This window comes from Mycobacterium sp. M26, assembly GCF_001494595.1.
Classification (GTDB): domain Bacteria; phylum Actinomycetota; class Actinomycetes; order Mycobacteriales; family Mycobacteriaceae; genus Mycobacterium.
This window is the reverse complement of sequence record NZ_LN929908.1, coordinates 3,410,855-3,432,165: the sequence shown is the minus strand read 5'-3', so window position 1 is coordinate 3,432,165 and position 21,311 is coordinate 3,410,855. Positions and strand designations below refer to the sequence as shown.

Below are 21,311 nucleotides of genomic sequence, written 5' to 3'. Positions count from 1 at the left end.
GTTTCGCAGGGAAAGTTCGAGAGCAGCGCTGCACAACGTGAAACTCGATGTCAGCGGGGCACGCTACTGGCCATCGCCAGCGAGGTCATGACGAAGCGTTCGATCATTGCCCGCTCGTCTTCCTGAGGTATGTTGCGGCGCAGGATGATCGAGGCGTAGACGGTGTGCAGCCAGTCGGCGAGATCGCGATTGGAGAGATCGTCTCGGAGTAGGTGTCGTTGCCTGCCGATGTCGAGCCAGGGCTGCCAGAAGCGCACCGCACGTTCGACCAGCTCCGGCTCCCATAGTGCTTCGTGTGCAGTGACCGGACTGCTGTCACCCAGCAGCGTCGACAGCTCGGGATCGTTGCGCAGCGTCTCGATGATCCGGACCGACAGTTCGACAAACGACTCGGTGAAGCCGGCGTCGGGAACCGCATCCGCGGTGGAGTCGGCGATCTCGACGATCCGATCGATGATGGCGGCCAGGATCAGCTCCCGCCGGTCGAAGAACACCTTGTAGACCATCTGCCGGCTGCAGCCCGCCTCGTTCGCGACGTCGGCCATGGTCACCGCACGTATACCGCTGGTGCAGAACAGTTCCCGTGCGGCGCTGATGATGCGCTGCCTGGCGGCGGCGCGGGGGCCCGGAGTCATGTCCACGCCCACCTCGGGTGTCGGCCGCTGGTTGACATATCTGCATACACCGGGTCATTATCACCCAGCTGGTTACAAAAGATCTAGTTTGTCTACCAAAGGTGCCCGAGATGTCGTTGACCCCTGGTCCCGGTGGCGCGGTCGTCGAGAAGCGGCCGGTGTCCGAACCCCCGCCACTCGGTCGGCAGGGTCCTGCGACCTTCCTTGCCCTCATCGGCGTTGTGTGGTTCGTGGTATGCGTCGAAGTCGTTGTGCGATGGGTGACTTCGGGGGAGGAGTTCACTCCCGCGCCACGGGTGGGACCTGACGTCATGGACACTGGGCGATTGATCGCCCTGCGCATCTTTGAGGCGATCAGTCTTGCGGTGATGGCGGCGTTCATCTGGTACTGCGTGGTCAAGCCGCTCCGCCGGACGGGTTCGTTGAGCCTGGACGGCAAGTTCGTCATCGGCGGCATCATCTGCTTTGTGGCGGATGCGTTCCTCAATGTCCAGCAGTATCTGTTCGCATGGAACAGCGCGAACGTCAATCGCGGTGTCTGGGTCCGATTCCTGCCGTTCCATAACCCGGATGCACCGAGTCGCTACGCGGAGTCGTTGATCTGGGGTCCGCCGATGTACATCTACTTCTGTGCAGGCGTGGCCATCGTGGCGTGCCACGAGGCAAAACGCCTGCGGCGCCGGTGGCCGGCCATGTCCAAGTTCCGCCTGTTTGTCTTTATCTTCATTTTCGAATTTGTCTTCGATTTCGTGGTGGAGAATGTGGTGATCCGGACCACCCATGCCTACGCCTTCGCCAAAACCTATGAACCCCTGACCCTGTGGCCCGGTGAAGTGCATCAGTTCCCGATCTATGAGTCCATCCTGGTGGCATTCGTAGGGTGTGTCTTCACCTGGGCGCGGATGGAAGCGGAGGAGCGGCCGGTGGGAGAGTCGCCGATCGAACTCGGTGCGCAGCGCTGGCGCCCGGCGTTGCGGCCCCACGTGCGGAACTTCGCTGTGCTCGGATTCTGCATGGTGACGCTGGTGTTTGTGTACCACCTGCCCTTCAACTGGCTCGGTTTGATCGGGACGTCGTATGCCGACCTGCCCAGCTACCTGCTGCCCGGCTGATCGGAGAATGTGATGGCTCCCGTAACGACGGCGGGGATCGACACACCGGTGTGGCCGGTCGGCCAGTTGATCGCGACTGTGCTCACATTCGGACTTGCTGTCGCGGTCCTGATCTTGGTTGCGCGCCTGTGCCGTCGGGAAGCGATCGTCTGGCCGTACTTCGTGCTCATCAGCGGAACGCTCACGTGCCTGATGGAACCGCTTTTCGACCATCTATACGGGTTGTGGTTCCGGGAGCAGGGGCAGTGGCACCTTTACACGACATTCGGCAGTCACCAGCCGATCTGGGTGCCCGCGGCCTACCTGACCTTCTACGGCGGCGCCACCGTCTTCATTGCCCGCGCTTTGGCGAAACGCCCCACGATGCGCACAGTGTGGACGATGTACGCGTTCATCGTGGTGATGGCCGTCGCAGCAGAGATCACCTACATCGCTGTGCTGAAAGTCTATGACTATCAGGACAGCCAGCCATTCGTCGTGTTCGGCTACCCGATCTTCCTCGGCTTCACCAACGCGATGTCGGCACTGGTCAGCGGAATCGTCATCTACCGGCTGGCCCCGCGATTCAATGGATTCGCCTATCTCTACCTCATCCCGGTGGTGCCGATGGCATTCGCGGCCGGGCTGTTCGGCTCCGGCATCCTGTACCTGTCGGTGCGCCATTCGGTCGACCAACCGCCGATGGTGCTGGTCCATCTGGCCGCGCTTACGGTGGTGGGAGCCATTGCCAGCACTGTCGGACTGCTGGGCCGGATTCTCGTTGCGCAGCGGTCGGAAGCCGACCGCATCGCTTAGGCCTTGGGTCGCTCGCTGCTCCTGCGGCGCGCCGGCTTGGCGGGTACCGGAGCGATACCGCTTCGGACCAACGCCTGTGCGCTGGCCACGATGGTGTCCAAAGATCCGCGGCGGGGATCCCACCATTCCGCCGCCCAGTTCAGGGCGCCCAGCACCAGGCCCTGCACGATTCGCGGATCGAGATCGTCACGCATCTCACCCTCGGCTGCGGCATCGTCGAACAGGCGCTGCCAGATTTTGCCGTACGCAGCGCTCTCTTTGCGTTCGCGGGTGCGAAGGTGTTCGGGGATCTGGCCCGAATTGCGGATCGACGCGGTCGCGTAATCGGACAGTTCGAGTTCGTGGCGTAAGTGTGCCTCCACCGCAGTCAGGATGCGCTCCAGCGGTGCCGTCCCGTCGGGCAGCGCGTCCAACGTCTCCTGCAGGTACTGCCGCATGTCGCTGATCCCGCAGTACATGACTTCTTCGATGAGGTTTTCCCGGGAGGGGAAGTAGTAATAGATGGCGGGTGCCTGCAACTCGGCATACTCGGCGACATCATTGAGTCGGGTGCCGGCGAAACCCTTGACGCTCAGAACATGGGCCGCTGCATCGAGGATCCGCTGACGGGTGCGTTGGGACTTGGACTCGGGCTCGGTATCCGGCCGCGCAGCACCCCGCGGTTTTCTAGCCATGGTTCGATTGTATGGGTTAGGGGTGGTCAATACGGCGAGGTAGGCCCCGGTTGTCGAAGACGGGCCGTGATCGGGGGTCTCGGCGGGTCTGCAATGTTGATGGCTAGCCGTAAAGCGAAGTCCGCACTCTGGACTGACCTCCGGTACTGATCTTTTCGCTTGGGCTGCACCGTCTTCAGGGTCGGGTGCCGCGGTCGCGGCGTGCCGAAGATAATCGCTGATACAACTGCTGACAATAATGGATGATTGTAAAATTCCATGAGGGGTCGGACGTCTTTTCGCCGAACCTCCCAGTGACAGGAGACAACATGGCTCGCCGACGGGGCGGCACTGGGCTCAGTGCGGATGCCGACGAGGCGCGCCAGCAGATTCTCGGCGCCGCCGAGGAGGTCATTCTGCGATTCGGCGTTGACAAGACCACGATGGACGATATCGCCAAGGCGGTGGGAGTCTCACGGCCCACCGTCTACCGGTACTTCGCCGACCGCGATTCGTTGTTGAGCGCGCTCATCGAGCGCCGATCGCGAATGCTGTTCGTCCGCGCTCGAACCTACATCGCCAGCCATGAGACGTTCGCCGATCAACTCGTCGAGGGTTTGATCTATCTCGTTGACCACGGCCGGAAGGATCCGATCGTGCGAATCCTCGTCAGCCCGGAACGGATGGAACTAGCCACCACGTTGGTGGGTGGCGCCGGGCTCGCAGCGGCACTGACCGGCGAGATGTGGGCGCCAATCCTTGAGACAGCCGCTGAACGGGGCGAGATTCGCGACGACCTCGCGATGGGTGATGTAGCGGAGTGGTTGGCCCTGGTTCAGTTGATCCTCGTCGGTCGCCTCGATTTCGTCCGAGCCGACGATCCCGGCCACCGCACCATGCTCCGGTCGTTCGTGCTGCCGGCCTTTCTGCCCACCGGAGTCAGCGCTCCCACGGGGCCGTGACCGGCCTAGCCTGACGGCGTCAACATTGATTGCCACGTTTGGTGGTTCGGTGCAGCCTGCCCGAGATCGCTTTGGACATAGGTCTTACCGTCAGGACCGATGTACGACCCGGTTGCCGGATCGTAGGGTACGGCGACAATCGACGGGGGCACAGGCTGGGCGGGAGTTGCTTGTGGAGCACTTCCCGTCCGAGGCTGTGGGATGGGCTGACCCGACAACGTGGCGTTCGGATCGCCCTTCCAGTTCTCGCCGTCGTTGAGCGGCACATACTGTTCGTCGCTCTCGCACATCTTCGCCGTGGGGGCCCGCTTTCCGGGTTTGGTCGGGCAGGGCGTGTTCTTGACACCGCGGACCCCGAATGTTGCGTCTTGTGCTGTCCGGCAATACAAGTCGCCGGGTGGTCGTGCCGGGTAGTCGAGCTGGTCCGGTGTGCGCTGCTGCTGAGCGGGAATGTAGCCGGTGGTGCAGGCCGGCGGGATGTTGATGTTGAGGTTGAAGCTGAGGTACAGGCCGCGAAGCTTCTGCTCGGTGTTGGCGTTCGGCACGGCGAGCGCGGCTTCGACGGCCAGGCTCTGGGGAATCAGGACCAGAAGCTGTTCCACGCTTGCGTTGTAGGTCACGGCGACATCGGCAATGCCGGAAAGATTGGCGAGGATGGTCGGCAGAGTGGGGTGGAGTGTGTCGAACAGCCGTTGCGCCTGGGCTGCAGCGGGAGCGGCATTGTCGATCAGGCCGGCGACTGAACGATCCTGCGTTTTGAGCTGTGTGGTGATGTCGGCGAGCTGGGCAGCCCACGCGTCGATGGCCGGTGATGTGTCGGACTGGCTGTCCAGCACCGCCTTCGACCCGTCGATGAGGCCTGTGATCGAGCCGAGATTCTGACGGGCATCGATGGCGAGCGCGGTCGAACCCTTCACAATGCGGGATAGTTCTGGCCCCAAACCACCGACCGCTGTGTAGCTTTCGTTCACCACCGTGTTCAGGGCGTCGCCGGGGATGGCTTCCAGGCCGGTGTTGGCGGAGTCGAGCAGGCTGTTGATGTCCGGCGGGACCGAGGTGTCCGCCATCGGGATCACGTCACCGTCCTTCAGAGGTGCACCGTTGGAGCTGCGCGGAATCAATGCGACGTACTGTTCGCCGACCGCTGAGACGCTGTGCACTTCGGCTTTGACATCGGAGGGAATGTCGATCCCGGACTTCAGCGACAATGTCGCCGCGACGCCCTGGGGGGTGACCTTCACACCCTCGATTCGACCGACCTCGACCCCGCGGTAAGTGACATTGCCACTGGCGTAGATCCCGCCCGAGCGTGGCAGTTCCACGGTGACGGTGTAGCGGCCGACCCCGAAAAGCAGCACCGGCAGCTTGATGTAACCAAACACCATGATCAGTGCCGCGATAAGGCTGACGACACCGAAGATGGCGAGCTGGATCTTGATGCCTCGGGACAGGTGCATCTACGGTCCTTGGTCGAGGTGGTAGGGCACCACCAGCGGGTTGCCGGCGGTATAGGGGCTGGGCATCTGCCCGATGGTGCGCCCCCACTGCAGTTCGAGTTCAGTGAGGTTGCCCTCCCACCGGGTGCCGGTGAACAACGACGCGTCGATCCGGCTCAGGGTCAGGTCGATGATGGCCGTCAGGTTCGCGTAGTCACCTCGGAACCATTTGAGCAGATTCTCCTTTGGCCACGGATAGGTCGCCAGAAGTCCGAGCGATTGCGTCATGTCAGGCCCTGCGTCGGCCAACGACTTGAGCACCGGCGCGATGTTGCGCAGGTTCTGCACCAGGCTGTCACGGGTCTGATGAGTCAGATCCGCTGCCAGCGCACTGAATTTCCCGAACTTGTCGACCGCCTCGATCAGTGTGTCCCGCTGCCTGCTCAGTTCGGCGATCGCCTGCGGCACGGTGTGCAAGGCGCTGTCGAGGACGAACTTCTGTTCTGCGATCTGCCCGACGAGGCTGTTGAGGCTCACATTGGCTTCGATGATGTCGGTGGTCTGCCCATTGAGCTTGCTGATGAACACATTCAGCTGGTCGATAAAGCTGCGGAGGTCGGCTTCGCGACCGGTGAACGCGGTCGCAAAGGCCTTGGTGATGTCCTGCAGCTGCCCAATACCGCCGCCGTTCAACAACAGCGATAGTGACCCGAGGGTCTGCTCGGTCGTGGGATAGGACCCCGATGAGGACAACGGAATCAACGACCCCTGATGCAGGTGTCCCTGGGGTGGTTCCGTTGTCGGCGCGGCCAGCTCAACATGGAGAGTGCCGAGAAGACTGGTCATGCCGACCTTGGCGGTGGCGTTGGCCGGAAGATCGACATCACCGTTGAGCCGCATGGTCACCAATGCGTGCCAGCCCTGTCGCTGGATGTCGGTGATATGTCCAACCGTGACGTCACCCACCCGAACACGTTGATTGCGTTGAATGTTCGTGACATCGGGCATCTCGGCGCGCACTTCGAACGAACCGGGTCCGTTGCCTTGCGTCCCGGGTAGCGGTAATGAGTTCGCACCCTCCCAATCGGAACATCCGGAGGTGGCGCCGATGACGGCGCAGGACACGGCCGAGGCGAGTGCGGTACCGATCCGGAACGTCACGATCCACCCGCCGAGGGAGTCATCATGCCGCCGAGGCCGGCCTGGGGATCTGTCGGTACTGCCTCGGCCGGTAGCGGGGCTGCAGGCTCGACCGCAGCTGGCGCAGATGCGGTGGCCGGTGCAACGGGACTGTCCGCCGGTGGTGCCGGTTGATGGTCCGGCCGCAGCCAGTCCTCGCTGTAGGTCAACTCGTTCGGGCGGGCTGCGGCGCCGACGAAGGGGTTCACACCAAACGGCAGGAAGTTGTACTGCCGGTTCTTGACGATCGGCGCAAGATACTGCACGCACAGCTTGGCGGACTGCTCGGCGTTGAGCCGGGAAGCGGCCTGTATTGCACCGCACAGGAACGACACCGGATTGGCGAAGTTGTTCAAGGCGAGGACGCCAGTGAGGGCGTTCTGGGCCGGCTGATAGATGTTGAGGAAGTTCTGCACCGTGGTCGGCCCGATGTGCAGAAACTGCTCGATCTCGTCGTGGCTTTCGCCCAGTGCTGCAGCCACATCCGCCAACTGTTGAGAAGTGGTGCCGATCGTACTCGTGTTCTCGGTAAGGAAGGAGTGGACGTCTCGCACCGCGATGTTGAGGTCGGTCATCGCCTGGCCGATCTCGTTGGGGGCGTTCGCGAACAGTGCCGTCACCGATGCGAGGTTTCCGTTGAGCAGACGCATGACGTCGGTGCTGGATTGAAGCGCGGTGACCAACGTGGACAGGCTCTTGACGGTGCCGAAGATGTCCTTGCTGTGATCACCAAGAGCGGAGAACGCTTCCGACATCGTGATGATGGCCTGGCGGATATCGGCCCCCTGTCCACGCAGGTTGTCTGCCGTGGTGTTGATGAAGGCACCCAACGGGCTGACACCGCCAGACGTTGTGGGCTGCAACGTCTCAGTGAGCTTCTCGAGCTGTTCGCGCAGATCGTCCCACTCGACCGGAACGATGGTGCGGTCCAGCGGAATCACGGCGCCAGGTTTGATGACCGGACCACCGGTATAGGCGGGCGTGAGCTGGACGGCGCGCGCAGTCACCAGGGATGGCGCAAGGATCGCCGCATGCACGTCCGCAGGGACCTTGTATCTCTTGTTCACCCAGAAGGCGACTTTGACGCCCTGCGGCTGCGGCGCGATGGAGTCGATCTTGCCGACCGGCACACCGAGAATGCGGATCTCGTCACCGGGGAAGATGCCGTTGCTGTTGTCGAAGTAGGCGGTCAGGTGAACCCGATTCGCCGAGAGCGCGGATCTGATCAGCAGCCCGGCACCGGCAACGAGTGTGAGCACCAGCGGTACAGCTATCAGCAGCTTGATCGTTCGCTTACTCATGGCTGCTCCGGTTCAACCAGGACGGGCTCTGGTGTCGGCTCGGGTGATACGACTGCGGGCGGACCGGGTGGGGGACCACCGGGTGGCGGAGCGGGCAGCGGCTCTCGGTACGGGTATCGCGGATCACCAGGATTGCCGGTGATGGCCTCCGGCAGCGAGGTGTTCGGCTCACCGCCCTGGCCGGTACGCGGGAAGGGCATCGGCAGGGGAGGAGTACCGGGCTGACCGACCTGGGGGTCGCTCAGCTGCGAAGGCAGCTTGACGTTCGGGTCCAGACCGAGGTCGGAGAATGCCGCGTCGACAAAGGGTTGCACGAACTGTCCGGGAAGCAGATTCGCCAGGTAGGCCTTGAAGAACGGTCCCGACGAGAGGGTTTCGCCGAAAGACATCGCATACGCGTTCAACATCTTGAGCGATTCGGCGACATTGTTCTTGTACTTGTTGACCAGGGCCAGCACGCCGTTGAGTTTGTCGAGCGCGGGTTTGAGCTTTCCGCTGTTGTCGGCGACGACGCCGGACAGCTGTCGGGAGACTGCCGAGAGGTGACCGGCGATGGCGTCCAGCGAGCCGCTCTGACTCTGCAGGCTGCTCAGCAGGTTGTTGGTGTCGTTGACCAAACCAGCGATATCCGAACTTCGTTCCGCGAGAACCGCGGTCGCCTTCTCGGCATTGGCGAGTAAGCTCCGCAACTCCTGGTCCCGCTTTCCCAGCGTGTCAGAGAACTTCGCGACACCCGCCACTGCCACCTGAAGATCCGGAGGGGTGTCCTTGAATGTCTCGGCCAGGGTGGACAGCGAGTCGGACAGCTGGTCGGTGTTCAACCCGTTGATTGCTGAGGCGACGTCACCGAGCGCATCGGGAAGCTGGTAGGGCGGAGTGGTCCGGTCCACCGGGATGGGGCCGGTCAAGCTGCCTTCGCCCCGTGGTCTGATCTCGAGGACCTTGGATCCCAGCAGGGTCCGCGTCTTGATGGCGGCCTCGGTGCGATCACCCAGTGGCATGTCCTTCTCGACGTCGAAGGTGACCAGGACGCGGTTGCCATCGAGGTCCAGATCGGTCACCTGGCCGATCTTGAATCCCGAGATCTGCACCGGCGCACCAACTGTCAGCCCGCCGGCCTCGCTGAAGTACGCCGAGTAGGTATTGCCGTTGTCGAAGAAGGGGAGATTCTTGTACTGCAGCGCGCCGACCACGAGGACCGCGGCGACGCCGATGCCGATAGCGCCCACGACACGTGGGTTGCGCTCGGAGATCATCTTCACTGGGGCGTGCACCTTCCCGTGTCCTGCCCGGCGAGCTTGACGTACACGGGTTGACCGCCCTTGCCGTTGACCTTCAGGAACAGATCGCAGAGGTAGAAGCTGAAAAAGTCGCCGTAGACGCCTTGCCGGGATAGGGCGCGATAGGCCTCGGGCAGGGTGGCCAGCGTGTGATCGAGAAAGCCGTAGTCGGCCATCGCCAAGCCCGCCACCCGGTCGGTCTGTGCGACCGTGTTCTGCAGAGCAGGACGTGCCGCTGCCATGAGGTCAGCGATCGATTCCGCGGCGGCGTCGGTGTAGGCAAGTCCGTTGGTAATGTCGTCCCGCCGGGCGGACAGTCCCTTCATCAGTTCGGACACCGACGATATCGCGCTGCCGAATTGCTTGTTCTGATCAGCGAGCGACCCGAGCACAACGTTCAGGTTGTGGATGACCTGGCCGATGAGATCATCGCGGTCGGACAGCGTGCTGGTGAACTGCGCGGTTTGGCTCAGGAACGAGCTGATCGTGCCGCCCTGCCCTTGGAACACCTGGATCAGTTGTCCGGTAAGAGCATTGACCTGTTCGGGGTCCAGCGCGCGGAACAGCGGCCGGAATCCGCCGATCAGTGCGTCGAGGTCGACAGAGGGCTCAGTCTGACTGACCGGAATCGTCTGTCCGGGCAGCAGTCGCTTCGGGTCGCCGGCGCCTTCCTGAAGTTCCAGGTAGCGGTCGCCGATCGGGTTGTCCCAGCGGATGACGGCCCGGGAGCCGTGGGTCAACACCACCGACTGGTCAGTGCTGAACTGGACTGTGACGATGGTGTCCGGACGAATCGAGATGTCGCTCACCTTGCCGACTTCGACGCCGGCGATCCGGACGAAATCGCCTGACTTCAGTCCGGTGATATCGGTGAATTCGGCCCGATAGGTGTCTTCATCCTGGAAACGCAATTGCGCGAAGATCGCGAAGATCGCGAAGATGCCCAACACACAGACCATCACGAAGATGGCGAGTCGCCAGACGGCGCCTGCCAGGTTGTCTCGCACCGCAAGTCTCCTTGGTATGAGCTCTTGTATCGGGCGGCTCAGGAGCCCGGAGCGAAGAGCGGAGTGCCGTCAGGTCCGTAAAGCGGAGCGCCGTAGGGCGGTGCCCCGGGATAGGGGACCGGGCCGATCGCCGGTGGGCCGTCCCCATGGGCCTTGGGTGGTTCGGGAACGCCCTTGGTGATCGGGAACCAGTTGTACAACCACGGGTGGCCGATTCCCGGATTCGGACGCCAGTCCAACCCGGTTCCCCAACCCGTGTTCGTCACCAGTTGGCGCACCGGGAAGTTCTTGCTGGGATCGGGAAGGGACCCGCATGACGGCTTTCCGCCCGGACCGCCCTTGGCCGCCACGATGGGCAGATTGTCGGGGTATTTGTAGGGGTCGTCGCCGGGCAGCAGTGCGGCGTCCAGGATCACCGACTTGCCATTGCCCCCCATGGCTTCCGTCCCGCCGTTCTTGAGGAACCAGGAGGCGCCCTGCAAGGCACAGGTGTAGGTCGGGTCATAGGTGTGCAGCAGATCCGTGGTCGGCACCAGAGCTCCCATGAGATGAACGAGGTCATTGGCGTTGCGGCCCAGGACAGTCGTGCCGGTCTGAGCCAAGCCGATGGTCCCCAGGAGCGCCGCATCGAGTTGCGCGGCGTGGTCGGTGATTGTCGTGCTGGTGACAGTGGCCGAATCCAGCGTCGTGAGGATGTCCAGTGCAGCGGAGCTGTAGGTGTCAGAGAAGTCTCTGAGCGCCCGCCAATCCGCGGCGACAGTGTCCATCCGCGGATTGACGGCGAGCAGAACCTGATTGGCATCCACGGTGGCCTCACCGATGCGTTCGCCTTGTCCGCGGACTCCGTCGGCAAGGGCGGTCAATGTGGCATTGAGTTTCATCGGATCGAGTTTCGCGATGAGCTTGCTGAGGTTCTCAAAGACTGTGTTGACCTCGGTGCTGACATTGCGCGAGACCAAGACGGTGCCAGCCGAGATGTGTTGTGGACTTGGGTTTTCCGGGTAGATCAGATCGACGTACTTGGCGCCGAAGGCCGTTGTGGCCCTGATCTGTGCATCGACGTTCTGCGGAATGTCGGCGGCAGCGTCGGGAAAGATGTTCAGGTGTACGGTCACACCGCGACCGGTGCCGCTCACCGAGGCGACCCGGCCGACCTGTACGCCGCGCAACTTCACCTTGCCACCCGATTCCAGGATCAGACCTGAGCGGTCGGAGGTCAGGGTGACTGGTACGAACGAGCGGAAGGCGCCGGTGAAAAGAGCAATGGTCATGAAGACCAGGCCGACGACGAGAGCCAGGAAGATGGCCGTCCACCAGGCCGGCTTGATTCGTGTGCCCTGACGGTCGTCGAACATCGCTATCCGGCCAGGTCGAAGTTGCCGGACTGGCCGTACACGGACAGCGTGATGATGACCGAAACGAAGGCAGCCGCGATCAGCGAGGTTCGCACGGCGCGGCCGACGGCTTCTCCCACGCCAGCCGGGCCCCCAGACGCGGTGTACCCGTAGTAGGTGTGTACCAGCATCACGACGATGCCGATCATCACCGCCTGGAAGAACGACCAGATCAGGTCGGTCGAATGCAGGAACGTGTTGAAGTAGTGGTCATAGACACCGGTGGATTGTCCGTAACCGAACGTGGTACCCATCCTCGCCGCGAAGAAGGACGCGAGAACTGCGATGCAGTACAGCGGCATGACGACGATGATTCCGGCGACGACGCGGGTCGAGGCGAGGTAGGCGATCGAGCGGATGCCCATGACTTCGAGCGCGTCGATCTCCTCGCTGATGCGCATCGCGCCGAGTTGGGCCGTTGCGCCCGCACCGATGGTGGCGGCCAGTCCGATCCCGGCGACGACGGGCGCGATGATGCGCACGTTCGCGTATGCCGAGATGAATCCGGTGAGTGCTTCCACCCCGATACCGGCCAATGAGTTGTAGCCCTGCACGGCGATAATGGCGCCCGCCGATAGCGTAAGGAACCCGATGATCACCACGGTTCCGCCGATCACCGCCAGTGCTCCGGTTCCCAGGCTCATCTGCGCGATGAGCCGAACGATCTCCAGTTTGTAGTGTGCGAACGCGTTTCGGACCTCTGCGAGCGTTCTGGTGTAGAACGCCATCTGAAACCCGACCGACTCCCAGCCCCGGCCGAACTGCTGTGCCAGGCGTCCCAGTGAACCGAGTCGTCTGCTGGGTCGTGTCGATGTCATTGGGCGACCTGCACGCCGATGGCGGTGGCGATGACGTTGATGAAGAACAGCGCCATGAACGAGAGCACCACTGTCTCGTTGACAGCGTTCCCGACGCCAGCGGGCCCACCGCCGACGGAAATGCCTTTGTAGCAGGCGATCAGACTTGCTGCCAGGCCAAACACAGCCGCCTTCACCAGCGCCACGATGACCTCGACGGGCCCTGTCAGGATGGTCATGCCAGCGGCAAACGCACCAGGCGTGACGTGCTGGACGAATACCGAGAACAGGAAGCCACCGCCGAGGCCGATCACCGAAACGATCGAGTTCAACAGCAGGGCAACGACAGTGGCGGCCAGTACCCGCGGCACGACGAGGGATTGAATCGGGTTGATTCCCAGCACCCTCAGTGCGTCGAGTTCCTCGCGAATTGTTCGCGCTCCGAGGTCGGCGCACATCGCCGTCGCACCGGCGCCTGCCACCACGAGAACAGTGACCACCGGGCCGATCTGCGTTATCGCTCCGAGCGCGGTGCCGGTGCCGGAGAAGTCCGCCGCGCCGAATTCGATGAGCAGAACGTTGAGGACGAACACGGTCAGCACGGTGAAAGGAATGGACAGCATGATGGTCGGCACCAGCGAGACACGGGCAACGAACCAGCTCTGCAGCAGGAACTCACGCCACGCGAACGGTGGCTTGAACATCAGGATCAGGGTGTCGACGGACATGGCGACGAACCCGCCGACTGCGGCGGCCGGCTTCAAGGCCGACGACACCGCGCTACGAGCCAGGCGGGGGAGGGGCGTCGCCGGAGCGGCTTGCTTCATCCTGACCTCCGATCGCGGTGGGGTGGCTCAGCGGGTGTGACCTGGATCGCACAGATTGCCGCAAAGAACGTACAACAAACTTTGTCCATTGTTCAAGATGGTTGGTCGAGTGGCGGACCGGCCCGATCAAGCACCTCTGATCAGGCTCTTTGGCGCCGCGTGTGCGCTGCCCTCCAGTGCAAGAGCTAGGAGATGCATCTGGTGCAGCGGCCATCGTGGCTCATAATTTAATCTATGTTCGACTAAAATAACAGAGTCTAGAGGGTCCGATGTGCAGTCCGTGGCAGTTGTCCGGCGACGACCTCAGGGCGAGCTGGGGAGAGTGTGCCCTCAGGCCGGCTGACCGTAGACCGCCACCACGACCGAGCGGTCCAGGCTGTTCTCCGACCACACCCCGATCGCGGTGTTGGCGCAGTTCGACATGATCCCGAAATCGACCGGGTCGTAGTACCACTGGTTGATCACGTCGAGGTTGTTGATCGCCAGGGCGGGATTGATCGCCACCGTCTGGGTGACCGTGCCGGTGAAACCGGCTGCGGCGGCTCGGCTTTGGGCGGTCGAACCGTCTGATCCGAGGTCGCCGTCGAGGGAGCGGTTGTTCAGCACATCATTGGCGTGCCACTGTGCGGCCAGTGTGAGAGCCGGGTTGCGCTTGATGTCGGTGCTGCAGCCGGCCTGATGTTGCACGGTGTAGACATTGGCGATCACGCTGTTGTTCAACCGCGAGTTGTCGGCGTGCGCGGCCGGAGCTGACAGCACGGCGAGTACGGCGACCGAGCCGGCCGCGGTGGCGGCATGGACCATCCGGTGCATCGAGGGATTCCTTACTGCGGTGAGGGGACCCAGCCTGCTGCGGACTGTCGCAGCTGCCAGATCTGGGCGGGGCACAGTTCCTGCGAGGCCTGGCTGAGCAGGTAGGTGGCCTGGAAGTCGTCGCTGGTGTTGAAGTCCGACTTGACCGTGTTCACCAGCTGGCTGAAACCGGTGCCGGCGGCGATCTGGTCGCACAGCCCGTAGCCGTAGGACAGCGCGGCGTCGGCGTTGGCGAAGTTGTAGCCGGGGCGCACCGTCACATTGACCAGATAGGCCACGCTGTCGGCCGACGCTGTCTGCGCGGTGGCCAGGCCAGCCGCTGCGGTACAGGCTGCCACGGCGCCGGCCACGAGAAGGCGTGCGGTATGTGCAGCAGAAATGGCCATGGCGGTGAGTCTAAAGCCATCGTCGCGTACGTCGTACTGTTCTACGATTCGGCCACGAAACGGCCATTCCGGATAGTGACAGCGGTCGTGGTGCTGACGCTGGGCAGCGCCATTGGCGGGGGCGTGGCGTACGCCGGCCCCGATGCGCCCTGCACGTACACCCTGTCGCTGCCGGAGGTCACCGGGGCGACCGTCAGCGCCACCGCGGTGATCGCCGGATGTGGTGCTGCCGCCGGGCCCTACTCGGCGGTCGCGTGTATCCAACCGCTGGGAACGGATTCGGTGATCCAGTGCGCCCAGGCTCGCGGCGCGGACCCGGCCACGATCTCGGTGCCGTTTCACCCGGGCACTACCTACGTCGCCACGGGGCGCGGGTGCGCGGCGTGGGCGATGCAGCCGGCGTCGCCGCCGTGCCAGATCCTCGGCCCGTTCACGGCGACTCTCTAGGCATGGCTGTCGATCGCGCCGCGCTCGTCGCCGGCGGTATCCGGCTGGCGTCGGGCCTGTCCTTCCTTGCCGATCCGCTGCGCGCCAACCGGATGTGGGGAGAACCCAACGACCCCGGCCCGTCGGCGCGGCTGTTGCTGCGGTCGATGGGTTACCGCGACGCACTCATCGGCGGGCTTCTGCTGTCGGCAGGCTTGCGCGGCAAGGACACTCGCGGCTGGTTCCTGGCCTCCGGTGGCGCCGATGCCGCCGACCTGCTGGGTGGTGCGAGTGTGCATCACGACCTCACCCGCGGGCAGCAGATCATCGGACTCGGCGGTGCGGCGGTCGGGATCGGCGTCGGCTTGTGGGGAGCGACCCGCCGTCCACAGCGGGCATCCGCAGCGGACTGATCCCGCGGCCAAACGGGCTTACTGCGGGAAGGTCGCGGCGCGCGTCCAGAACGACAGCCGCGAACTGGACAGGTCGAGGCTGTCGCTCATGTGCACTGCGCCGCTGGCCACACCGGCGCGGATGGCGGCCATGATCTCGTCGACGTCGCCTTCCATTTCGTAGATGCACATGTACTTGTGCTCGGGCGCCGTGGCGCCCGGGGCGCGATAGATGGCCGCCTCGTGCAGCGCATAGCGGGTTGCCGACACCATGCCGGGCACGGTCAGCAGCTCGGGAATATGGACGTTGTCGTACCACTCGTTGAACTCGTCCTCCCTGCCCGCGACGGGATTGGAGAAGACGACCTGGACGAATCGGTCAGCCATGGAGGCAGTCCTCCTTGCCCCGTTTGACCGACCGGATGCTGATGTCCCACCCGGCCGCCTGAGCCCGCAGCGCACCGACGGTGGCCCGCTCGCGCGGGATGTGACTGAACGGGTCGTACCGGAAGTGCCGCATGGCATTGCGGTGGGTGATCTTGTCGATCACGTCGTCCGGGACACCGTGCAGCGACGGCATGAGGACCTCGGGTGCGTGCGGCCAGGTGCTGTCCGAGTGCGGGTAGTCGCATTCCCAGGTGATGTTGTCGATATTGAGGTGATGGCGGTTCTCGATACCCACCGCATCATCGATGAAGCACAGGATCACGTGCTCGGAGAAAATCTCCGACGGCAGACGATCGCCGAGATCCATTCCGCTCCAGTACTTCGTGTGGCTGTAGATGTAGTCCACCCGCTCCAGGAAGTACGGCAGCCAGCCGATACCACCCTCGGACAGCGCCACCCGTAGCGCGGGGAACTTGCGGAAGATCGGACTCCACAACAGGTCCGCCGCGGTGGCGAACAGGCTCACCGGCGACAGTGTGTAGACCAGTTCGATCGGGGCGTCCGGCGAGGTGATCGGCGGCAGCGAGTTGGACCCCAGGTGCAGACACACCACGGTGCCTTCCTCTTCGCAGGCTCTCCAGAACGGATCCCAATGATCCGAGTACAGACTGGGCAGGCCGAGGTCGTAGGGGCTGGAAGAGAATGTCACGGCGTGGCAGCCCAGTGCCGCGACGCGACGCACCTCGGTAGCCGTTGCGTCCGGGTCCCACATCATCGGCAGGGCAAGGGGAATGATGCGGCCCGGATGGGTGCCCGCCCATTCTTCGATATGCCAGTCGTTATAGGCCCGGACCATGGCGGCGGCTTCACCGCGATCGGTGGTGTCCATGAACAACTGGCCACAGAACCGCGGAAACGACGGGAAGCACAACGACCCGAGCACTCCGTTGGCGTCCATGTCGCGGACCCGGTCGTCGATGTCGTAGCAGCCTGTCCGTATCTCGTCGATACGGGTGGGCTCGCGGCCGAACTCCTCGCGGGGACGGCCGGCCACCGCGTTGAGTGCGGTGTTGACAATCTCCTGGCCGCCGTACCGCCACGCCATCGTGCCGTCATCGCGGGTGACGAAGCGCGGCGCGCTATCGCGATACTTCACGGGCACCCGGCCGTCGAACAGGTGCGCCGGTTCGATGACGTGGTCGTCCACGCTGACCAGGATCATGTCGTCGATATCCATCAGCTCTCCTAGGTGGTGACGTCGAGGATCAGGCGCTGGCCGATACCGGAGCCCTCCAGCCACGGTGCGGTGGCCCGGAATGTCTTGTCCCACAGCTGTACAGCGCGTTGCTCGTCCCCATCTGCCGTGGCATCGACGAACTGCGCGAACAGCGCCTGGGCGCGGCGGTTGGACGTGCCGACGGTCGGCAAGCCTTTGGCGTCGGCGGTCACGGTCGGTTCGACCTCCACCCGCACCCAGTGCAGGATCTCGGCGATCACCGTCAGGGCAGGGTTCTTCACCGCGGCGAATGCGCACTTCTCCGCGTCGCGCCAGGTCGTGACGAAGTGGGCGGTGTCGTCGGTGCAGTCCCGCAGTTCGGCGGCGTAGGTGCGCAGGGCGGCAAGCTGTTTGGCCGTGATTCGGCCGGCGACCAACCCCATGATCGTCGGTTCGACGACGCGTAGTGCCCGATGGAAGTCCACCAGGGTGGTTCCGCGAGCCTGCAGTACGATTCCGGCCTGCTGTGCGGCGATCCGGGTCGAGGGTGTGCGGATGATCGGCCCGCCGCGGTCCCCGTTGCGCAGGTCGAGCAGGAACTCCATCTCCAGAATGCGCAGCGCTTCCCGCAGGATGGGTCGAGAGATCTCGAACTCCGCGCCGAGTTCGGCCAGCGGTGGAAGGCGATCCCCCTCCCGCAGGGTGCCCTCGGCGATGCGGGCCCGGATCTCGGTGGCCACCGACATCGCCCGTCGTGTGCTGGAGCCGGTCTGGCTTGCCTGGGCACGCCACAGCGGCGTCATATTGATGGGCTGGCGGCTGACGTTACGGCGCAACAGCATTCGGCCCGTGGTGTAGAGGTAGTCGCTCCACGCCCGCTGCGCCAAGGGTGCATCGCGGCGGCGTACCGCCTCCAGGAAGGCGCTGTGGCTGGCGATCACCCGCCAGGCGATCCGCTCGGCGAGGGTGGCGTCACCGTCGCGCACCGCCGCGTAGATCTGACCGGCGTAGATGTCGCGGAAGACGCCCGCGATCACGCCGAGGGCCTGGTTGCCGGACAGGTCCACGACAGCCTGATCGAACGCTGACATCGCGGCGACGAAGGCGAGCGCGTCGCGGCTTGCCCGCTCGGTTTCATAGAGCGACTCGAGTTCGGCCAGATGATCGGTACCGTCGCGCAGCGCCACCTGCTCGGCGGCGGGCGGCTCGACGACCGACCTGACCTCTTCGAGGTCGGCCAGGGTGGTCCGGCGCAGCTGCAAGAGGAGGGCGACGTAGCGCGCCGTCGACTGCAGGCCAGGTTTGCGCACCACCGCGCCGCCGCCGCGACCGCGCCGTACCTCGAGGAGTTGCTGGGATTCCAGAATGCGCAGCGCCTCGCGCAGGGTGTCGCGGGAAACCTGAAGCTGGGCAACGAGTTCAGGCTCGCGGGGGAGTTGCTGGTCGGCCGACAGCTCGCCGCTGAGGATCCGGTGTCGCAGGTCTGCGGCCAGGAGATGCGACGCCTTCTGCGGCGTGCGGCTGGCTACCGCACGCCGTGCGGCGTCATGGGAAGGCGGGACTGTGGCCATCGCTGTCGAGCTAACCGCACCGAGTTGCACCTCGTCAACTATTTATGAGAAAGCCGGGAAATAGTTGACGTGGTGTCGGAAGAATCGTTAGTTTCGGCAGCGGGTCGAGGAGGGCATATGGCAGGACGTATGGCGGGCAAGGTCTCGTTCATCACCGGAGCTGGCCGCGGACAGGGGCGGGCCCACGCCGTTCTGCAGGCGCTGGAGGGCGCCGACATCATCGCCGTGGACATCTGCGAGGACATCGCCTCCAACCCCTACCCGATGGCGGGGTGGGACGACCTGGTGACGACCAAGACGCTCGTCGAACAGACGGGTCGGCGATGCGTGGCGATCAAGGCCGACGTCCGCGATCGGGACGCGCTGCGCCAAGCGCTCGACGAGGGGATCGACGAATTCGGCAGGCTCACCACCGTCATGGCCAACGCCGGCATCCTGCCGCTGGCCATGGGGGACCCCGAGCCGATGGACTTCCAGGACGCCGTCGACGTCGATCTCATCGGCGTGATGAACACCGTCGCGGTCACCGTGCCGCACCTGATCCCGTCGGGAACCGGCGCGTCCATCGTCATCACCGGCTCGACGGCTGCGCTGATCCCCAACACCACCTCGTCGGCCGATCCCCGGATGATCATGGGACCCGGCGGCGCGGGTTACAGCTTCTCCAAGCAGACCCTTGTCGCCTACACCCAGGAGATGGCACTGCACCTGGCGCCGACCGGAGTGCGGGTCAACATCGTGCACCCGACGAACTGCAACACCCATCTGATGAACGCGCCCGGGATCTATCAGGTGTTCCGGCCCGATCTCGACGGCGAGGTCGGCAAGGACGACTTCCGGGTGGCCTCGGCGGCCTACCATGCGCTACCTGCGCCGTGGCTGGAGCCGGAGGATGTTGCCGAACTCGTGTTGTTCCTCGCTTCGGACGCCGCCAAGCACATGACCGGGACCAGCATCCCGATCGATCTCGGCTGTATGGCCAAGTGGCCCAAGGGTCCCGGGCAGTAGATCGCCTGCGCGTAGGCTCCCGCCATGTCATTGCGTCCGGTGTCGCTGGTAGTCGCTGCGGCCCTGGTGCTGACGTCGTGTGCGCAGCCCGAGGCACCGGCGCCGCCGCCGGTCGTCACGCCCGGTTCGACGGCGGCGGCCGTCCCCACCGCGGAGCAGCAGCAGGCCGTCGTGCGTCCGGTGACCGCCGCCGACCTCGGCGCCACCTGGCACCCGGACTGTCCCGTCGCGCCGCAGCAGTTGCGCCGTGTCGAACTCGACTATGTGGGTTTCGACGGCGAGGTGCATCGTGGTGCGCTGGTGGTCAACGAGGCCGTCGCGGCCGATGTGATCGCGATCTTCGGCGATCTGCTCAGGCAGCGCTATCCGATCGCGAGGATGCAGACCGTCGAGCATTACCCCAACGCCGAGGACGAGTTGTCGATGGAGGACAACAACACCTCGGCATTCAACTGTCGTCCGCTGCCCTCCGGACGGGCATGGTCACAGCACGCCTATGGCCGCGCCGTCGACATCAATCCTCTGCTCAACCCGTACATCACGACATCAGGTGACCTGCAACCGAAAACCGCCGCGGCGTACCTGGACCGCAGCCGCCGCGATCCGGGGATCCTGCACGCCGGCGACCCGGCGGTGCGGGCGTTCACCGACCGCGGCTGGGTCTGGGGCGGAAGCTGGCACAACCCGATCGACTACCAGCATTTCGAGAAGCCCTGAGCTATGGCGCCGAGTCTGGGGACAGATCGTGATTTCGGCGCCCGATTTCGCGATCTGTCCGCAGACGCGATACCGCTGAGGTAGATCGAGATGGTGGTTCTCAACCAAGTCGGCGGAGGCTGACGGTGGTCCGCCCGTCACGCCAACGGGTGCGCGCCGTCCTGGCGGCCGAATTCGCGGCGATCCGCAACCGCGATCCCGACATCGATGCCGGCGACGTCACCAGTTTCACCGTGCCGCTTCTGGTCGGATTCGTGGGCGTGCTCGCCATCGGAGTGGTGCCGCTCATCGTCGTGCAGAGCAGCGACCGGACCGACTCGTGGATGGTGCCGATCGTCGGATCACTTGCGCTGGCGGCGATCTGCACCGCGGTGGTGGCCTGGCTGACGGCGATCGTGTTGTCCGGGGTGATCGTCATGGTGCTGTACCGCACTCGCCCGCGGGCAGCCTCGCGGCTGGTGATCGACACCCTGTTCACGTCGTTCAGCCGCGTGGAGGACACCACCGGACGGATCGCCCTGTTGGCGATCGTGGCCGGGTTGCTGTCGCTGGCCATCGGTCTGCCCAATCGGCACGGTGCGGAATCCAGCACCACCGTTCTCGACGATCTGCTGGCCGCTCAGGTCGCCTGCCTGGTCGGTGCGTTGTCGATCGCCTTCATCGCCGAGTCGATCCGGTGTGCGGCGGACATCGTCGATGACCAGTCGCTGCTCCTGGCCTGGCCGTGGGCGTTGCTCATCGCCTCGCTGGGGTGGTCGCTGGCGACGGTGGTCGGCCCGTTTGAGACCACCAGGATGTTGTCGATCCTGCTGAACGGGTGGCTGCCGCCGGTGGTCGACGGTCAGCCCCGGGCCCAGTTCATCGCCGATCTCCTGCCGAGTTCGGCTCGCTGGTGGGCGGCGTTCGGGCCGCTGCCGTTCATCGCGGCGATCTGGGCATTCGAAGCATGGCGCCACGGCGGGCTCAAGCACATGCGCACGTTCGTCGCCGATTCGGCGGTCTAATGCCCGCGCTTGT

The 21,311-nt window shown here is 64.4% G+C and carries 24 protein-coding genes; 9 read left to right on the top strand and 15 right to left on the bottom strand.

The window, feature by feature from the left end:
- Positions 1-50: 50 nt before the first annotated feature.
- Complete coding sequence (locus BN3385_RS25740) at positions 51-635, bottom strand: TetR/AcrR family transcriptional regulator (protein WP_059022421.1); 585 nt, start codon at positions 633-635, stop codon at positions 51-53.
- A 326-nt stretch (positions 636-961) separates the two neighbouring features.
- On the opposite strand from BN3385_RS25740, the gene BN3385_RS25735 reads away from it, so the two are divergent.
- Positions 962-1,747 carry a spirocyclase AveC family protein gene (locus BN3385_RS25735; RefSeq protein WP_231748813.1) on the top strand — a complete coding sequence of 262 codons (786 nt, stop codon included), beginning with the start codon at positions 962-964 and terminating at the stop codon, positions 1,745-1,747.
- Positions 1,748-1,759: 12 nt separating this feature from the next.
- Entirely contained in the window at positions 1,760-2,542 is a 783-nt protein-coding gene (locus tag BN3385_RS25730) for a hypothetical protein (RefSeq protein ID WP_059021204.1), read from the top strand.
- On the opposite strand, the gene BN3385_RS25725 is transcribed toward BN3385_RS25730, so the two are convergent.
- Positions 2,539-3,216, bottom strand: coding sequence for a TetR/AcrR family transcriptional regulator (locus BN3385_RS25725; protein WP_082690643.1), 678 nt, complete (start codon positions 3,214-3,216; stop codon positions 2,539-2,541). The two genes, BN3385_RS25730 and BN3385_RS25725, sit on opposite strands and share 4 nt — an antisense overlap.
- Before the next feature lie 308 nt (positions 3,217-3,524).
- Here BN3385_RS25725 and BN3385_RS25720 point away from each other — a divergent pair, with 308 nt between their 5' ends.
- Positions 3,525-4,157 carry a TetR/AcrR family transcriptional regulator gene (locus tag BN3385_RS25720; protein ID WP_059021201.1) on the top strand — a complete coding sequence of 211 codons (633 nt, stop codon included), beginning with the start codon at positions 3,525-3,527 and terminating at the stop codon, positions 4,155-4,157.
- Between the two features lie 5 nt (positions 4,158-4,162).
- On the opposite strand, the gene BN3385_RS25715 is transcribed toward BN3385_RS25720, so the two are convergent.
- The 8 genes from BN3385_RS25715 to BN3385_RS25680 are packed head-to-tail and all read right to left on the bottom strand — an operon-like array spanning position 4,163 to position 13,279.
- Complete coding sequence (locus BN3385_RS25715) at positions 4,163-5,614, bottom strand: MCE family protein (RefSeq protein WP_059021198.1); 1,452 nt, start codon at positions 5,612-5,614, stop codon at positions 4,163-4,165.
- Positions 5,615-6,757, bottom strand: coding sequence for an MCE family protein (locus tag BN3385_RS25710; RefSeq protein WP_059022419.1), 1,143 nt, complete (start codon positions 6,755-6,757; stop codon positions 5,615-5,617). It lies immediately after the preceding gene.
- Positions 6,751-8,073: an MCE family protein gene (locus tag BN3385_RS25705; RefSeq protein ID WP_059021196.1), complete on the bottom strand. Its 1,323-nt coding sequence runs from the start codon at positions 8,071-8,073 to the stop codon at positions 6,751-6,753. Before BN3385_RS25705 ends, BN3385_RS25710 begins: the two co-directional genes overlap by 7 nt.
- Entirely contained in the window at positions 8,070-9,335 is a 1,266-nt protein-coding gene (locus tag BN3385_RS25700; RefSeq protein ID WP_059021193.1) for an MCE family protein, read from the bottom strand. The genes BN3385_RS25705 and BN3385_RS25700 overlap by 4 nt, the downstream gene beginning before the upstream one ends.
- Positions 9,332-10,360: an MCE family protein gene (locus BN3385_RS25695; RefSeq protein ID WP_059021191.1), complete on the bottom strand. Its 1,029-nt coding sequence runs from the start codon at positions 10,358-10,360 to the stop codon at positions 9,332-9,334. Before BN3385_RS25695 ends, BN3385_RS25700 begins: the two co-directional genes overlap by 4 nt.
- Positions 10,361-10,398: 38 nt before the next feature.
- Complete coding sequence (locus BN3385_RS25690; RefSeq protein WP_059021190.1) at positions 10,399-11,715, bottom strand: MCE family protein; 1,317 nt, start codon at positions 11,713-11,715, stop codon at positions 10,399-10,401.
- Positions 11,716-11,717: 2 nt separating this feature from the next.
- A complete protein-coding gene (locus BN3385_RS25685) occupies positions 11,718-12,572 on the bottom strand; it encodes an MlaE family ABC transporter permease (RefSeq protein ID WP_059021188.1) in 855 nt (284 codons plus the stop codon).
- Positions 12,569-13,279, bottom strand: a complete 711-nt coding sequence (locus BN3385_RS25680) for an MlaE family ABC transporter permease (RefSeq protein WP_231748812.1) — start codon at positions 13,277-13,279, stop codon at positions 12,569-12,571. The genes BN3385_RS25685 and BN3385_RS25680 overlap by 4 nt, the downstream gene beginning before the upstream one ends.
- Between BN3385_RS25680 and BN3385_RS29110 the strand changes: the two genes are divergently transcribed.
- On the top strand, positions 13,278-13,418 hold the full coding sequence (locus BN3385_RS29110) for a hypothetical protein (RefSeq protein WP_231748811.1): 141 nt from the start codon (positions 13,278-13,280) through the stop codon (positions 13,416-13,418). The two genes, BN3385_RS25680 and BN3385_RS29110, sit on opposite strands and share 2 nt — an antisense overlap.
- Positions 13,419-13,708: 290 nt before the next feature.
- Here BN3385_RS29110 and BN3385_RS25675 read toward each other — a convergent pair whose 3' ends face one another.
- Positions 13,709-14,182, bottom strand: coding sequence for a CAP domain-containing protein (locus tag BN3385_RS25675; RefSeq protein ID WP_231748890.1), 474 nt, complete (start codon positions 14,180-14,182; stop codon positions 13,709-13,711).
- 20 nt (positions 14,183-14,202) lie between these two features.
- Positions 14,203-14,577 (bottom strand): DUF732 domain-containing protein, encoded by a 375-nt coding sequence (locus BN3385_RS25670; RefSeq protein WP_059021182.1) that lies wholly within the window; start codon positions 14,575-14,577, stop codon positions 14,203-14,205.
- 75 nt (positions 14,578-14,652) lie between these two features.
- On the opposite strand from BN3385_RS25670, the gene BN3385_RS25665 reads away from it, so the two are divergent.
- Positions 14,653-15,024 carry a hypothetical protein gene (locus BN3385_RS25665; RefSeq protein ID WP_059021179.1) on the top strand — a complete coding sequence of 124 codons (372 nt, stop codon included), beginning with the start codon at positions 14,653-14,655 and terminating at the stop codon, positions 15,022-15,024.
- Positions 15,025-15,026: 2 nt separating this feature from the next.
- Positions 15,027-15,416, top strand: a complete 390-nt coding sequence (locus tag BN3385_RS25660) for a DUF4267 domain-containing protein (protein ID WP_059021177.1) — start codon at positions 15,027-15,029, stop codon at positions 15,414-15,416.
- Between the two features lie 18 nt (positions 15,417-15,434).
- Here BN3385_RS25660 and BN3385_RS25655 read toward each other — a convergent pair whose 3' ends face one another.
- The 3 genes from BN3385_RS25655 to BN3385_RS25645 are packed head-to-tail and all read right to left on the bottom strand — an operon-like array spanning position 15,435 to position 18,569.
- Positions 15,435-15,782, bottom strand: a complete 348-nt coding sequence (locus tag BN3385_RS25655; protein ID WP_059021175.1) for a DUF4286 family protein — start codon at positions 15,780-15,782, stop codon at positions 15,435-15,437.
- Positions 15,775-17,019: an amidohydrolase family protein gene (locus tag BN3385_RS25650; protein ID WP_059021173.1), complete on the bottom strand. Its 1,245-nt coding sequence runs from the start codon at positions 17,017-17,019 to the stop codon at positions 15,775-15,777. Before BN3385_RS25650 ends, BN3385_RS25655 begins: the two co-directional genes overlap by 8 nt.
- Positions 17,020-17,027: 8 nt before the next feature.
- A complete protein-coding gene (locus BN3385_RS25645; RefSeq protein WP_059021171.1) occupies positions 17,028-18,569 on the bottom strand; it encodes a FadR/GntR family transcriptional regulator in 1,542 nt (513 codons plus the stop codon).
- Between the two features lie 117 nt (positions 18,570-18,686).
- Here BN3385_RS25645 and BN3385_RS25640 point away from each other — a divergent pair, with 117 nt between their 5' ends.
- The 3 genes from BN3385_RS25640 (at position 18,687) to BN3385_RS25630 (ending at position 21,298) form a co-directional block, all read left to right on the top strand.
- Positions 18,687-19,577 carry a mycofactocin-coupled SDR family oxidoreductase gene (locus BN3385_RS25640; RefSeq protein WP_059021169.1) on the top strand — a complete coding sequence of 297 codons (891 nt, stop codon included), beginning with the start codon at positions 18,687-18,689 and terminating at the stop codon, positions 19,575-19,577.
- A gap of 24 nt (positions 19,578-19,601) precedes the next feature.
- Positions 19,602-20,294 carry a M15 family metallopeptidase gene (locus BN3385_RS25635; RefSeq protein ID WP_059021167.1) on the top strand — a complete coding sequence of 231 codons (693 nt, stop codon included), beginning with the start codon at positions 19,602-19,604 and terminating at the stop codon, positions 20,292-20,294.
- 125 nt (positions 20,295-20,419) lie between these two features.
- The gene (locus BN3385_RS25630) at positions 20,420-21,298 is read left to right on the top strand and encodes a hypothetical protein (protein ID WP_156432882.1); all 879 of its coding nucleotides are present in this window, start codon (positions 20,420-20,422) and stop codon (positions 21,296-21,298) included.
- Positions 21,299-21,311: the final 13 nt, after the last annotated feature.